We start from the raw sequence: 15910 nt of genomic DNA, 5'->3' as shown, positions 1-15910 counted from the left end.
TTAGCGAAACTCACTTTTTCAGTGAGTAGGGCTAAGAGGTTCTTTTTGTTTCTCAATCTGCTGGATCGCTTTTTCTTGAATACTGTTTGCGATATAGCCAATCTCATTTCGTGTAATAAAGATGTCTGTTGCTTTGAAAGGAACTTTCTGAAAAGGAGGGACGATATTTCCGATAATCAAATCATAGGTTGCTTTGACGGCAGGGATTGAAAAAGAGTCTAACGGATTGAGAATCGTGATTTTCAGGTCGTAGGGGACGAACTGTTTGATTTGTGTTCGGATCATTTCCGTATGGTCGCTATTGGTATCGTAGAACAAGGCGAGATGATAATCTGCATGTTGATCAATGATTTGTTTTGTAAATAGTGGAAAAGAAGTATGGAAAATATAAATCAAATGGTTGATCGTAGCAGGGCGAATCGCTGGTAATTCAGAATGAGTCACTAGCTGAACAATATCCTTGTTGATTGCTTGCTGGACAGGATCGCAGTTATCAACAAAACGGGCCAGGCGATCATTCAAAATACAATACGGAACATTCAAATTCGTTTCCAGCAAATATTTGAAACTAACAGCATCCAATTTTTCTTGAAAGTCTGTTTCGGTGTAATGGTATTTAAGAAAAATTTGTTTAGTCAATTGATAGAAGATTTTTTTTACTTGTTTATAGATAGCTGGGTCGGCTGTGATATGAGAAGTCAGATAACCCATAACTTTTTCTAAATAAGAGCGTTTGTAGCGAGAGAATTCAGCGAGATCGATTTTTTCTAGAAAATATTCAATTTTATTCGATTGCACTTCCGTGGCAAAAAGCCTCTCTCGTTTACTATGTACATAAATGATAAACGCTATTTTTCGTATGTCAGAAAAATACAGCTTTAATGGAGTAACTTCAGCCAAAAGTTGTGCAACTTTTAAAAATTCTTGTTCCTGATTTTTACTGGCATCTCTAAACTCATGTTGGTATTTCTCCAAAAAGAAAACCATGTAAAACTGGCGAATAGTAATTTCATTCCCAGCTATGCGGATAGGTTTTTTTTCTATATGAAAATCAAAAGGACGTATGACCGTGTTGATTTTTTTAATTAAACGAATAATTGAGGATTTGCTTAGATTCAATTCAATCGCTAGTGTCTCATAACTGGAAAAGTGGGATGAAAACAGAAGTTCCAAGAGTTTGAAAGCAGAAGAGTCAGCCAAGAAAAAACTATAGACATCCGATCGTGAAGCGAAAGAATGGAATTCCAGACTCACTTGGGAATGATTGTCTATATTTATTTGAAGAAAGGACAGATCGTGATTGATCTCTGTCACATACTTTCTGAACAACGACAAAGACAGGTCAAATTCATCCAGCAAATCAGCAATAAAACAGTGACGGTCATGCAACAAACTTTCAATCAACTGCAATTTTATTTGTGAAGCAGTTGACAATAAACCTCTGAACATAGCTTTCCTCCAATCAGTTATGTATTGATGGTAGCACGTTTTTCCAAATAGTCAAAAATATTTGAAAAATGATTTTTTTTGAACACTTGGTTTGTGGCAAATTTGGGAAAATAAGGGTGAGATAACAGATGCTTTTTTATTGATACTTGTCTCTGATTTTCTATAAAAAAGGTATGTTATTGAATGAAAAATAGGTTCTGGTCTAGCTATATCAATCGTTATGCTGTCTTCGGAAGAATGAGGGAAGAACGTACAGTACGGTGCTATCATAAATAATTATATTGGTTGGTTCTTTTAGAAAAACTTATATTTTAGAAAAGTAAAAAAATTAAGTTTTTCTAAAAAGTAACAGTTGTTTTTTAGAAAGGATGAATCACTATGAATAAAAAACTATGTGCATATTTGAGCTTGTTGATTTTGCTAGGTGCGACTTTTTGTACACCGGCAATTGCAGTAGCTGAAATGGTTTCAAATATAGAAGTTGAAAGTCAAACGAGTCAATCGAATTCACCTGCGGCAGACACAAAAACGGAAGAATCAACAACAACTTCAGAAAACGCAGAGAGTATTAGTCAAACAGTCGAAGATACCTCAAACAGTCAACCGGAAAAAGCGACCACTACTACTACGACTGAAACGTCCACTTCAGAGTTGAATCAAAATACAATACAGCCAAGAGCACCCACGGAGGATTCAGGGACTGAATCTACCGAACAAGCAGCCACTCCAAATGCTGTTAATCCAGATTTAAATGCTCGAGGAATTCAACTATTTGATAATGTACGAATTACAGATATGAATGATCAACCTTTTGATCAAGACAATCCTCCTTATTATAACGACAATATTAAGATTCACTTTGACTGGTCATTATCTGATCAGGAGGAAATCAAAAACGGTGATTATTATATTTATCAGCTACCAAGCTATTTTGCTGTTCACAATGAGGTGTCAGGCACATTACAGCGTTCAGGTGGAGGATCATTAGGAGACTTTTATCTAAATGCAAATGGAGAATTAAAGATTGTTTTCAATGAAAACGCAGAGAATCTATCAGGTAGAAGTGGGACAATCAATCTTGAAACCGAATTGAAAGTGTCAACAATCACAGAAGATGTTGTCATCGAAACTGGTATTTATGACCGTGATGGCAATGAGATCCTGATTACTTTACCAATCTATCAAATCGATATTACGAAGAGTGGGAAAGTAAGTACTAGTGGCTCAATTGTTTGGGAGATCGTATATAATACGGAAAGCAAGGAACTGGAAAACGTCGTTGTGACAGATAAACTACCAAGCGGATTGGCATATTCTCATTCTTATGGTTACCTTTATGATGGAGACGCTTGGGTTAGAACTAGCGACTTGTATACTTATAACTCAACGACTGGAACTTTTACATTCAATCAAAAAATCGATAAGCCAGTCAAAATTGAAATTTATAGTGTTGTCAATGATCCAACGATTAACTCCTTCAAAAATGTTGCTCAAATCACTGGAGATAATTTCCATGAAAAATCAGTTGAAGCAACAGTCAGCTATGATGAATCTGCGGAATATAAGCGATTTTTAGGTTATGATCAGTCAACTGGTCGTGCTTCTTGGGAGGTTTCTTTAGATCTTAGCAAAGACGGTTCAATTCTCACTGATAAAACGTATTCTGGATCACTTTCAGAAAATGCATTGCATTATTTAGTAGCCGATTCTGTAGTGGTCAGAAACAAAAATGATAACAGTATTGTGACAGATTGGCACTTTGATGAAGCAGGAGAAATAAAAAAAGATAATCAGCTTGTTCAATTTCAACTTGTGTTTGCTCATGCTGGACAATATGTGATTCGTTATGAGACACAACTCTTTGATCCAGTACTGGCGAATACTAGAATTACTAACTATATAACTATCAAAGATGATACGACAACTTCTCATAATGGGTCGGGAACAGTGACCCCAACAAGCAAAATTGGTGTGACAAAAACAGCACCATCAAAAAGTTATCAGGATCAAACGATTCAATGGCAGATTGAGATAAATCAGCAATATGTAGAAGTGGAAAATATGGTCATCACAGATCGCTATCGAGAAATTAGCGGGACAAATATTAGTGGATTAGAATTGATTGAAGACTCTCTTGTTTTAACTGCAACTAGCCAGTCAGGAGAAGTTAAAGAATTGACTTCAAGCGACTTTGATTTATCGAAGCAGCGTGAAACCACTTCTGGAGAAAATCCAATTGAGTACGAATCTGGTTTTCAAATTAAACTAAAAGGAAACTATGCAAAGACAGCAGACAAAATTACGGTCAGATTCAAAACGACTTTTGATATGACGACACAGATCGCTTTAGGAAGTGCCAAAACACGTTTTAGTAATTCTGCTTTTGTCGATTATGAAATTGACGGTAACTCTTATAGGGAAGCCGCTCAAGCAAATTCATGGATGGACACTACTTGGACCTTAAACGCGCTAAAAGCAGGGCTTTTCATTCCAAAAGGAGGAGATGTAAAAGCATACTTGCAAGCAGCTTTTAACCGTAATTTCCCAAATATCTTTTCAGAAGATGTTGCTACAAGTGATCAAATCTATTGGATGGGATTATTTAATACGTATAAAGCGACACTTCATGAAGGAACCAAGATTGTCGATCAATTACAAGATGGTCAAACATTTAAAGAAGCAGTAGTTTATACAGTTGACGTATCCGGAACAGGAAACCAAGTAAGATCTCTGAAGGAAGAATTGAGCTCAGCTGATTATCGCTTGACGTATGATCCAGTGACAAAACAAGTGACAGTAGAACTGTTGAAAGACACTTCAGAAACGATTGCTGTCTTCATTGCTGTCGAAGCAGCTACAGATGTTTACAAGTACAATAATATGATCTCTTTGACAGATGGTACAACGGATTTAACTGCTGAAGCGCAAGTTGAGAAATCCGCAAAAGGAAACTGGTTAACAAAAAATGGCACTCAAAATGTTGACAATAATCGACTGTTGGATTGGGAAGTACTGGTTAACCAAGATAGTCGAACGATCAAGAATGCTGTGATTGAAGATACGATCAATTATAATCAACAGACTTTCTTGTACGATGAGACAGGAAAAGTCCTTGTTGATGTGTATAAAGCCGTCAAAGACGGAGATCAATGGATAAAAGGTGATAAAGTTATTTTCAATAATCAAGACAATCCAAATGTAACAACGAATGGTATTGATGGAACATTCACATTACGTATTGCTTTTGAGGATGTCATTGACAGTCCATACTTCATCGTTTATCAAACGAAACTTGATCCTGGCATTCGAAATAATGAAGTTGTTTCAAATGATGTGTCTCTTTACGGAAGTCAGACGGAAATCCATCAAGTAACAAAAGACGTAATCGTCAAATCTACCAACGGTAGCGGTACGTCAACGGGAACAAATGGCTCGTTGACAATCAAGAAATATGACAGAGAAGGGGATAAGGAAGCTGGGATCAACAAAGAGGCACATTTCCAACTCAGTCGTAAAAATGCCGAAGGAAACTACGAAGTTGTTTTCTCCGAACTTGTTGTCAGAAATAATAAGTTGATTCAAGGAACTAGCGAATTTGACCGCTTAGATGGGCTACGATATGGAGATTATAAAATCCAAGAAACGAAAGCACCAGATGGATATGAGCGGGATGAAAAAGAATATACGTTTACGATCTCGAGCGAGGAAGTCGATTATGTCTTTGAACTAGCTAATACAAGGGAAATTATCGAAACTAGCCTAGCTTTAACGGCTACGAAAGCTTTGGAAGGCCGACAGATCGAAGACGGGGAATTCACTTTTGTTTTGGCAGATGAAGAAAATAAAATCCTTCAAGAAAAGACGAACAAGGAAAATAATATTCTTTTTGATGAGATTACTTATCAAAAAGAAGGAACCTATCGATATAAAATTTATGAAGTACAAGGACATGACGCTACGATTAGCTATGATGATTCAATCACCAATGTTACAGTAGAGGTGAAAAATAACGACGGACAGTTAGAAGCAACAGCGATTTATGAAGGTAACGCGATCTTTACTAACACCTATACGCCAAAAGCTGGCAGTGTAGTGTTGGAAGCTGAGAAAGTCTTGACGGGCCGTTCACTAGTCGCAGGGGAGTTCACTTTTGAATTAGTCGATCAAGAGGGACAAGTGATTCAAAGTCAAACCAACGATGGTAGCGGAAAAATTTACTTCGATGCGATTCCATACGAAGAGGTTGGTGACTACAATTACACGATCCGTGAGAAAGCGGGTCAAGATGACACAGTCACTTATGATGATACGGAAGTGCCAGTGACTGTAAGCGTGAAGGACAATGAAGGACAATTGGAAGCAACAGCGACTTATGAAGGCAACGCCGTCTTCACGAACACTTACACACCAAAAGCTGGCAGTGTAGTGTTGGAAGCGGAGAAAGTTTTGACTGGCCGTTCACTAGTCGCAGGGGAGTTCACTTTTGAATTAGTCGATCAAGAGGGACAAGTGATTCAAAGCCAAACCAATGACGGTACAGGGAAAGTTTACTTCGATGCGATTCCATACGAAGAGGTTGGTGACTACAATTACACGATCCGTGAAAAAGCGGGTCAAGATGACACAGTCACTTATGATGATACGGAAGTGCCAGTGACTGTAAGCGTGAAGGACAATGAAGGACAATTGGAAGCAACAGCGACTTATGAAGGCAACGCCGTCTTCACGAACACTTACACACCAAAAGCTGGCAGTGTAGTGTTGGAAGCGGAGAAAGTTTTGACTGGCCGTTCACTAGTCGCAGGGGAGTTCACTTTTGAATTAGTCGATCAAGAGGGACAAGTGATTCAAAGCCAAACCAATGACGGTACAGGGAAAGTTTACTTCGATGCGATTCCATACGAAGAGGCTGGTGACTACAACTACACTATTCGTGAAAAAGCGGGTCAAGATGACACAGTCACTTATGATGATACCGAAGTGCCAGTGACTGTAAGCGTCAAGGACAATGAAGGACAATTGGAAGCAACAGCCACCTATGAAGGAAACGCCGTCTTCACGAACACTTACACACCAAAAGCCGGCAGTGTAGTGTTGGAAGCGGAGAAAGTCTTGACTGGCCGTTCACTAGTCGCAGGGGAGTTCACCTTTGAATTAGTCGATCAAGAGGGACAAGTGATTCAAAGCCAAACCAATGACGGTACAGGGAAAGTTTACTTCGATGCGATTCCATACGATAAAGCCGGCGAGTACAACTACACCATACGTGAAAAAGCGGGTCAAGATGACACAGTCACTTATGATGATACGGAAGTGCCAGTGACTGTAAGTGTGAAAGACAATGAAGGACAATTGGAAGCAACAGCGATTTATGAAGGAAACGCCGTCTTCACGAACACTTACACACCAAAAGCTGGCAGTGTAGTGTTGGAAGCGGAGAAAGTTTTGACTGGCCGTTCACTAGTCGCAGGGGAGTTCACCTTTGAATTAGTCGATCAAGAGGGACAAGTAATTCAAAGTCAAACCAACGATGGTAGCGGAAAAATTTACTTCGATGCGATTCCATACGAAGAGGCTGGTGACTACAACTACACTATTCGTGAAAAAGCGGGTCAAGATGACACAGTCACTTATGATGATACCGAAGTGCCAGTGACTGTAAGCGTCAAGGACAATGAAGGACAATTGGAAGCAACAGCCACCTATGAAGGAAACGCCGTCTTCACGAACACTTACACACCAAAAGCCGGCAGTGTAGTGTTGGAAGCGGAGAAAGTCTTGATGGGCCGTTCACTAGTCGCAGGGGAGTTCACTTTTGAATTAGTCGATCAAGAGGGACAAGTGATTCAAAGTCAAACCAACGATGGAAACGGAAAAATTTACTTTGATGCGATTCCATACGACAAAGCCGGTGAGTACAACTATACGATCCGGGAAAAAGCCGGACAAGACAGTACAATCACTTATGATGACGCAGAGATTCCAGTGACCGTAAATGTCGAAGATCAAAACGGAACATTGGAAGCGAAAGCAGATTATGGTAGCGAGCCAACCTTTACTAACCGCTACACGCCAGAAAAAGCTCCTGATCCAGCAAAAAATCAGAATACAAAAACACCGACGAAGAAAAACGAACTGCCAAAAACCGGTGAAACGTATCAAGTCAGCTGGATGTTAGTAGGCTTGTTACTAGTAGGCATTGTAGTAGTGGTATATCGCAGACAGAAAAGAAAGTAACTAGCTAAACGAACAAAGATTCCTTGATCTGGTTTCCTATGTTGGAAACGGATCAGGGGGTCTTTTTCTTTTGAAAGAGGTCTTGTTGAACAAAAAACCTCTGTTTACCTTTTGCGTAACAAAAGATAAACAGAGGCACCCACCTTGTCAAACCAGCACGTGGTCGTTAATTGAAAAATATAAGTTGTACGCTTGTAACTGAACAGCAGTCATTAAACTGGTCCCTGCCAGACCCCATTGGTGTACATATAAGCCTGTACCTGCTTTGTGCTCGCTTTTGACTCCCACCCAGCTGTTTTATAAATCAACAAGCCAATTTGTTTGTTGAATCTGCCCGTCTAATTCACGTAAGGCTTTTGCGGTTTGATTCAAACGGTCGGTGATTTGCTTGGTATCGATCGTTCGGATCATACGAATCTCATTACGTCCCATCCGTGGAGCAACCTTGGCTGCTTCCAATGTTGCCGTTAGCATCGCATGCGAACGCCTTAAAGCTTCCCGTTTCTCTAATGCAGCAGCAATCGTTTCTTGTCCACCGATTTTGGCGACCGCATTTCGCTGATTGATTGCAATGACCAACTGGGCAAATTCTTGGTTTGTTGTTTCATAATCCAGCAGTAAGTCGTCGATGCTGCGGTCTAACGTATCGCCTTCTTGGATCACGGCACTACTGGCAATCTCTTCTCGTAACAGAGTGAGTTTGGATTCAAGATCTCTTCGTAGTAATAATGCTTCAGCAAGTTTCATTGATTTCATCCTTTCGAGCAAGGTTTCTTTTCTTTATCCTAGAAAAAAAACACTAAGCTGGCAAGTATTTGCCCTCCAAAAAGTCTCAAAGCCATTATTGAAAAGATTGAAAATTCTAAAAACTGTTTGACTTGAAAAACGAGGAATAGTATACTTTTATCAATTCAGTAGAATATAGGACATCGATGAGAAGAGTAGCTTTGATGACTGTTTAAAGAGAACCCGGGTTGGTGAGAAAGGGGACAGAACGCTAAGTGAAGATGAGCTCAGAGTCTTTTAACTGGTTTACGCTGGTTAGACGGAACGCAGCCGTTATCCTGCCGAGTATGCATACGTACTGATGAGGTGTTATTTGTAAAAATGACACGAAAAAGGGTGGTAACACGAAGTCTTCGTCCCTTTGTTGATCAATGATGATCAGCAAAGGGACGAGGATTTTTTTATTTAATCAAGCTTGCAACTCGCAAGTGAAAAGGAAAGAGGAGAGTAAATGAAAAAGGGTTTGGTTGTTGTAGGGATTTTAAGTTTTTTGTTAGCAGGATGTAGCACGACTGGATCGTCCGCAAAGGAGACAGATCCAGAAGTTCAAGAGATTTCAGTCAGCTTACCGGCAGAGTTGACAACATTAGATACGACGCAAACAACGGATAAAGTTACGTTTACCGTTATCCAGCATCTTTTTGAAGGGGTGTATCGTTTTGATGAAAAGAGTCAGCCAGTTCCCGGTTTGGCGGAGGAAGCAGTCATCAGTGAAGATGGCAAGACATATACCTTTAAACTAAAGGAAGAAGCCAAATGGAGTGATGGGCAGCAAGTGCAAGCAGCAGATTTTGCTTATGCTTGGAAGAAACTGGTCGATCCTAAAACCATGGGGCCAAATGCGTATCTTTTAGACAATGTCGTCAACAGTCAAGATATTCGCGAAGGGAAAGCAGACATTGCGACGATTGGCTTAGAAACACCGGATGAAAAGACCTTTGTCGTCCATTTGGAACAGCCGCAACCTTCTTTTTTATCGGTGGTGTCGATTGGCTGGTTATCGCCTCAAAGACAGTCTTATGTTGAAGAAAAAGGGACGGCATATGGGAAAACAAGTGAAGACTTGCTCTATACGGGACCTTTCATTCTGAAAGACTGGCAACAGACCGGTGCAGAATGGACGCTTGCCAAAAATCCTGAGTATTACGATCAAGCGGTAGTTAAGTTGGATAAAATCAAAGGTTCCACGATCAAAGAGGAGAATACTGGAATCCAGTTGTTTGAAAGCGGGGAGTTGGATCTGCAAAAAATCAGCGGACTCTATGTGCAACAGTACCAAAATAATGACTCCTTAGTCACTCAAAAGGATATTGCCAACTATTTTTTAGATTTTAATAAACAGGCAAATAAACCATTGGCAAATGTCCACCTTCGTAAAGCCATCGCTTTGGCGATTGACAAAGAGAGTCTCGTGAATGATGTGTTGAACGATGGAGCAAGCGTATTGAATGGCCTTATTCCCAGTGGGCTTTATGCCAATCCGAATACCAATGAAGATTTTCGCACTTATAGCGGGGACTACAATGAATACGATAGTAACAAAGCACAAGCAGAATGGAGCCAAGCACAAACAGCTATCGGTGACAAAATTGAACTGACTTTATTGGTAACAGATGATGATCATGGACAAAAAATCGGTGAATATCTGCAAAATCAGCTTCAAGATCATTTGCCTGGTTTGACGATTACAATCAATAAACAACCACGAACGAATTTGAATCAATCACGAGCAGATGGTCAATATGAGTTGTCGATTTCTGGTTGGATTGCTGGCAGCAGTGACTTGGACTCTTATTTCAATTTATATAAAAAAGGTTCTTCTTACAATTACGGTGGATATGTCAACGAGGACTATACGGCATTGACAGAAAACGCACGTACCGTGGATGCCAATGATCCAGATAAAGTATTTGAAGATTACAAATCAGCAGAATCAATTCTGTTAGCAGAAGATGCAGCTCAAGTTCCTCTATATCAGAGTGCATCAAATTATATGATCAGGTCAACGATCAAAGATATCCAATTTCCCGCATACGGTGCCTATTTTTATTTCCGTACGGCATCTGTAGAGAAGTAAGCAAAAAACGCAGCCCTAAGCTTGCTTGGGCTGCGTTTTTGTGAGCTGCACTTAGTAACAACGATCAGTAGTTACTCATTTTCTGTGGTCATTGCAGCTTCTTTAAATAAGAGAACTTTACTTTCTGGATAGGTTGGAAAGTGATTCATTGGAATCTTCCAATCTTGTTCAGGAACTTCAAACTGATAGTGGTTGACCAGTAAATCACTGAACACGCGCAACGTATGCAAGGTGATCCATTCACCAGCACAGCGGTGCATTTTGCGGAAATCACCGCCTCCTTGTGCGATCATTTCATATTCTTCCTCATAGGAAATGGCTTGTGTACGTCCGACAAAGCGATCCACTTTGAAGTCATCTGGCTGATCAAAGGTTCTCGGATCATGATTCGTACCATAAATATCTTGGACGACCCAGCTGTCCTTAGGGATCAGATAACCATCGACGACAACATCTTGCAAGCTAATGGCGGGCATCATTGGAAAGAAAGGATAAAAGCGGCGTAATTCTTGAATAAATGAATCCTGTAACTCCGAAAAGTTTTGTTTAAGTGCTTGGTAGATGGTCGTTGTACTAAAAAGGGCATGTCCCATCAAAGCGATCCAAACGGTTAAAGCAACCGTAGGGCGGATGATATTTAACAGATCGACGGCTGCAACTTCGATCGGCAGTAAATTACCTTCAAGATCAGTGGCAGTAGCGAAAGTATAAAGTGCTAATGATTCTTTGCCAGCAACAGGATGTTGACGAGCTTCTTCAATCAATCCTTGAGCCCATTTCTCAGATTTTTTACGATCTTCGACGCCTCTTAAATGGGCGACAGGGGAGGTGACAGTCCCGCTGAACATAGCAACTTGATAATCAGCTAACTCACTGATCTCTGATTGAGACAGTGGTGCTAGATTGATTCCTGACCATTCACAAATCGTTTTGAATAGAACATTTTTTGTGAGTGAAAAAAGCTCAAAGGTACCGGATTGTTTATCCAGTTCATGAGAAAGGTTTCGTTCCAACAAATCATGGTAATCGGTCATTCTCTCAGGTGTCATCAAGTCCATAAAGTAGTTTTTCCGATGGTGATGTTGTTCCCCGTCTAAAGTTTGAACCCCCTCTTCCCCTAACAAGGTTGAACGGACGAGTTTGGGCATTGCTCCTTCACGTTTAAAATTTCGTGGATCATAAAAAATTTTTGCTGCTTCTTTTCCATAAATGGCAATCACTTCTTGATTCAGAAATTTAGCTCTAACGACTGGGGCATTCACCTCAGACCGTAATTCTCCTAAGATTTCATAACCAGCATCAAAGAGTTCTTTGACCTCAGTTAATTTGATTTTCGCTGTTGGTACTTCTTTCATTGGATTTCCTCCTGTCTTTTTCCTATTGATATACTTCTAGCTTAAGCTTTTTTCTTTATTTAGACAAAAGAAACACATAAAAAAGAGCAGATCATCCAAGATGACCTGCTCAAAATGCGGAAGATGGGAGTTGAACCCACACGAGATATACTCACACGCGCCTGAAGCGTGCGCGTCTGCCATTCCGCCACTTCCGCGCATAAATAACCTTAGCGCATTTTGAGAATTTTGGCAAGAAAAAAAATAAGTCTGTCAGCGGGGACTGACAGACAAGGAGTAAAAAATGAAAAAGTTGGGTTGTTTGTTGGGTTATTTATATAGTAACCGGAAAATATGAAAAAATTGTGATCAACCCTTAGCGTTTTAAAGAAAAAAACAGGCCAAAGGTTAAAAAAAAATAAAATAGCACCATGAAAAAAAAGGGCCTGCCAGCGGGGACTGGCAGGCAAGGAGTAAAATGAAAAAGTTAGGGTTTGTTGGTATGAATAAACTATACCGCCCAAATGTGAAAAAAGAGTGACCAAAAAGGAACGTTTTTGTTATGATCCGTAGACCAAATCAAGGTTTTTTTCATTGAAGGTGTCTCCATGCTCCAAATCACCATATTTGAACCCCCGGTTGAACCATTCAACTCGTTGTTTTGAAGTCCCATGAGTAAAACTATCTGGTACGACATATCCTTGGTATTCCTTTTGTAACGTATCATCACCAATGGCATTAGCAGCTGTGATAGCCTCTTCGATATCACCAGCTTCTAAAATCGGTTGGCCGTTATAAGTTTTTCCTTGTAGATACTTGGCAAATGTACCGGCTAAATAATCCGCTTGTAGTTCCAAACGAACACTATATTGATTGTATTCTTTTTCAGAAACCTGTTGGCGGATCTTATCGAGTTGCTGTGTAATACCAAGTTCGTTTTGTACGTGATGACCAACTTCATGAGCAATGACATAGGCCATGGCAAAATCTCCGCTGGCCCCATACTTTTGAGAAAGTTCTGTTGCAAAGCTGAGATCCAGATAAACATTTTGATCGGCAGGGCAATAAAAGGGACCAACTTGAGAAGTTGCATTCCCACAAGCCGATTGAACACTTCCTGTAAATAAAACCAGTTTAGGATCTTGATACGTAGTCTGTTCTGCTTCAAAAACACCATTCCAATAATCTTCCAAATGACCAAAGACGACAGCGGAGAATTCTTTTTCCTCTGTATACTCGTCTGAAGCCACATTTTCTGTTTGATAATTAGCGGCTTGTCCGCCTCCCAAAATATCTGTGACGGAGTTTAAATCACCCCCACTGAATAGAAAAAAGAGGACTGCGATAACAATCGTACCGATACCACCGCCGGCCATTATTTTTCCTCCTGAACCTGCGGAACGACCAGAGCGGTCTTCCACATTGGAACTTTGTCTACCCCCACGCCATTTCATTTTGTTTCCTCCTCATTTGACTGTTTACATTTATTATAAGAGAAAACGAGGAAGATGAGAAAAGTTTGGCTTGCTTGAAGCGATTTTGCGGAACAAACGACCGATATTGCTATCAAGGGAAAGGGTGTGCACACCTTTTAATCATTTTTTAATCTAACAATTGGTCTTCATATTTGTTAAGGTATCACTAGAATAAAGGTAGAGGGTGAGCAAATGAAAAACAATTATTCTTTGATCGAAGACCGACGCATGCAAATTTTTAAGCGGCTGATCAATGGGGAGCACTTGAGTTACCAGCAACTTTCTGATGAGTATTATGTTTCTAGGAGCAGTATCGCCAAGGATATCGCTTATCTAAAAACACTGTTTGTCAAAGAAAATTTACTGTTGCGTTTTGATAATTCAGGCACTTATTTTCAAGGAAGCGAGTCACAAATCCAACGAATGTTGAAGCGATTCATTCTCCTTACTATGGAGCATGGGGAGAACCTTTCTGTTCTGACAAATGTGTCATTATTTGAAAAGATAAATGCGGCTTTTCGCCATTCGATCACCGAAAAGCAAATGGAGATCCCAGAAAGCTACATCCAAAGCATCGTTGTTTCGATCTTGCTGATTGTCGAGCGCTCGAATCAGGCAAATCAGCTGGATATAGAAGAGAAGCGTCAATTTGGAAAATTGTTTTTGGAATTTGACAAGTATCCGTTGATTTATGAATTGTTGAAAGAAATTGAAGAACAAGAAATCTACCATTTTTCATCGAAAGAAGTTCAGTACCTAACCTATCTCATTGTAGGTAGTGGCTTACGTTTTTTTATGAAGAACGAATCGATTCCGTTCTCTTTTCGAGGGAAAGTCAGAAATCTGATTCAGAAAGTCAGTGAAGGCATCCAGATCGATTTGACACAGGATAGTCGCTTAGAAGAAGATCTGACGATTCATTTGTACCAGCTGTTTTTACGCATTGAGGCCCAAACTACTGTAGTCAATCCATTGCTAGATGAGATCAAACAGCATTATCCGGCGTTGTATGGGGTCGTTTGGTTCTCTTTGAACGACTTTCTAAAGGCCTACCATATTGGAATATCTGAGGATGAAATCGGGTTTGTTTCGATTCACTTTCAAGCTGCAGTAGAACGGATGCGGCAATTGAATAAAATCGTCTTTGTTTGTCCGAACGGTGTTGGTACCAGTTCATTTATTTCTGCCAAGATTCGTCGAATATTGCCTAATGTCGATAGTATTGAAACCGCTTCTGTCGCTAAGCTCAAAGAGATGGATATTTCTGCCATCGATTTCATTATTTCCACGATCGATTTACCTGATGTTTCCAAACCAGTCGTCCGCATCTCGCCGATGGTGACCAATCGAGACATGAAGCGGATCATGAATCACTATATCGATTTGATTATTGATAATGAACCGATTGCGGATAAGGTGAAAATCCTGCAAGATACACGGATGTTGATTGCACCGAAGATTTATTTTGAACGATTTGAGACCAAAGAACAAGCACTGGATTTTCTGATCAGTCAAAATGACTTTTCGTCGGAAAATCAGCGTACGGACTTTCAGCGTTCCGTCTTAGAACGAGAAGCATTGCAGTCGACCTATTTAGATAACGGTTTTGCCATACCTCATGGCAATCCTGAGTTTGTTTCAAAAACGACCTTTTCTGTATTGATTTTGGATCGTCCTGTTGATTGGGGCAACCAAAAAGTCGATATCATCGTGTTACTAATGATACGAGAAGATGAGGCCCAAGAAGTAGAACCTGTCATGAAGTTGATCATGCAAGGGATCGAAGACAAAGAATGGTTCATTTCAAAAATGTTGGAGGTAAAATCATGATCAATTTAAAAAAATTACTGCCTGAGGATCATATCGAGACCACGAAACAAATCCTCACCTGGCAAGAAGCAGTTCAATTGGCGAGTCAGCCGCTATTAAATGAAAAAGCCATCGATCAACAATATGTCGCTAATATGATCCATAGCGTTGAGGAGAACGGCCCGTATATGGTATTGGCTGATTACTTTGCATTGATGCATGCTCGTCCGGGGGAAGGTGTCTTTCATCAAGGGATGAGTTTGCTAGTGACTAAAAACGAAATCGATTTAGCTGGCAAGCCGGTCCGTATTTTCCTTGTTTTAGCTGCAAAAGACAATCAAAGTCATTTGGAAAGTTTACAGGAAATCATGGAAGTGTTTATGGATCAGGAAAAGTATCAACTTATTTTGAATGGTGACAAAGAACAGATTTGCCAATTATTCCAATAGGAGGAAAAGAAGATGAAAATTTTAGCTGTGTGTGGATTTGGTGTTGGAAGTTCAATGGTGTTAAAGATGACGATCGATAAGGTGATTAAGGAGCTGGGGCTGAAGGCGACTGCTGAGAATACGGATTTATCTACTGCAAAAGCAACTCCTGCAGATGTTTATTTTACAAGCCACGAATTATTGAATGATTTGCAAGCTTCAGTCAAAGCACCTGTCTATCCCATCAAAAAATATATGGATGTCGCTGAAGTCAAAATGCAAATGGAAAAGTTTTTAGCTGAAAGAGAGGGATAA

General features: G+C 40.0%; 9 protein-coding genes and 1 tRNA gene. 5 read left to right on the top strand and 5 right to left on the bottom strand.

Translation table 11 applies throughout. The features are described 5' to 3' along the window. Nucleotides 1–18: 18 nt before the first annotated feature. On the bottom strand, nucleotides 19–1449 hold the full coding sequence (locus HED61_RS14185) for a helix-turn-helix domain-containing protein (RefSeq protein ID WP_103301000.1): 1431 nt from the start codon (nucleotides 1447–1449) through the stop codon (nucleotides 19–21). A 378-nt stretch (nucleotides 1450–1827) separates the two neighbouring features. Between HED61_RS14185 and HED61_RS14180 the strand changes: the two genes are divergently transcribed. Continuing rightward, nucleotides 1828–7686 carry a Spy0128 family protein gene (locus tag HED61_RS14180; protein ID WP_234981396.1) on the top strand — a complete coding sequence of 1953 codons (5859 nt, stop codon included), beginning with the start codon at nucleotides 1828–1830 and terminating at the stop codon, nucleotides 7684–7686. A 297-nt stretch (nucleotides 7687–7983) separates the two neighbouring features. On the opposite strand, the gene HED61_RS14175 is transcribed toward HED61_RS14180, so the two are convergent. Beyond that, a complete protein-coding gene (locus HED61_RS14175) occupies nucleotides 7984–8433 on the bottom strand; it encodes a DIP1984 family protein (protein ID WP_005470685.1) in 450 nt (149 codons plus the stop codon). A gap of 490 nt (nucleotides 8434–8923) precedes the next feature. Here HED61_RS14175 and HED61_RS14170 point away from each other — a divergent pair, with 490 nt between their 5' ends. Then, nucleotides 8924–10549 (top strand): peptide ABC transporter substrate-binding protein, encoded by a 1626-nt coding sequence (locus HED61_RS14170; protein WP_219644875.1) that lies wholly within the window; start codon nucleotides 8924–8926, stop codon nucleotides 10547–10549. Nucleotides 10550–10620: 71 nt separating this feature from the next. Here the strand turns inward: HED61_RS14170 and HED61_RS14165 are convergent, their stop codons facing one another. From HED61_RS14165 to ypfJ, 3 genes are all read right to left on the bottom strand, one after another. Then, nucleotides 10621–11904: a cytochrome P450 gene (locus HED61_RS14165; RefSeq protein WP_005470691.1), complete on the bottom strand. Its 1284-nt coding sequence runs from the start codon at nucleotides 11902–11904 to the stop codon at nucleotides 10621–10623. 115 nt (nucleotides 11905–12019) lie between these two features. Then, a tRNA-Leu gene (locus HED61_RS14160) sits at nucleotides 12020–12101 on the bottom strand. Between the two features lie 342 nt (nucleotides 12102–12443). Beyond that, on the bottom strand, nucleotides 12444–13337 hold the full coding sequence (gene ypfJ / locus HED61_RS14155) for a KPN_02809 family neutral zinc metallopeptidase (RefSeq protein WP_002316719.1): 894 nt from the start codon (nucleotides 13335–13337) through the stop codon (nucleotides 12444–12446). A 213-nt stretch (nucleotides 13338–13550) separates the two neighbouring features. On the opposite strand from ypfJ, the gene HED61_RS14150 reads away from it, so the two are divergent. From HED61_RS14150 to HED61_RS14140, 3 genes are read left to right on the top strand one after another with little or no spacing between them, the layout of a single operon-like run. Further along, nucleotides 13551–15188: a BglG family transcription antiterminator gene (locus HED61_RS14150; protein ID WP_005470693.1), complete on the top strand. Its 1638-nt coding sequence runs from the start codon at nucleotides 13551–13553 to the stop codon at nucleotides 15186–15188. Beyond that, nucleotides 15185–15616, top strand: coding sequence for a PTS sugar transporter subunit IIA (locus HED61_RS14145; protein ID WP_219644877.1), 432 nt, complete (start codon nucleotides 15185–15187; stop codon nucleotides 15614–15616). The genes HED61_RS14150 and HED61_RS14145 overlap by 4 nt, the downstream gene beginning before the upstream one ends. A gap of 12 nt (nucleotides 15617–15628) precedes the next feature. Beyond that, nucleotides 15629–15910 carry a PTS sugar transporter subunit IIB gene (locus HED61_RS14140; RefSeq protein WP_002301437.1) on the top strand — a complete coding sequence of 94 codons (282 nt, stop codon included), beginning with the start codon at nucleotides 15629–15631 and terminating at the stop codon, nucleotides 15908–15910.

The organism is Enterococcus gallinarum, assembly GCF_021496385.1.
In the GTDB taxonomy this organism is placed as follows: domain Bacteria; phylum Bacillota; class Bacilli; order Lactobacillales; family Enterococcaceae; genus Enterococcus_D; species Enterococcus_D gallinarum.
This window is presented reverse-complemented; position numbering and strand designations above follow the sequence as displayed.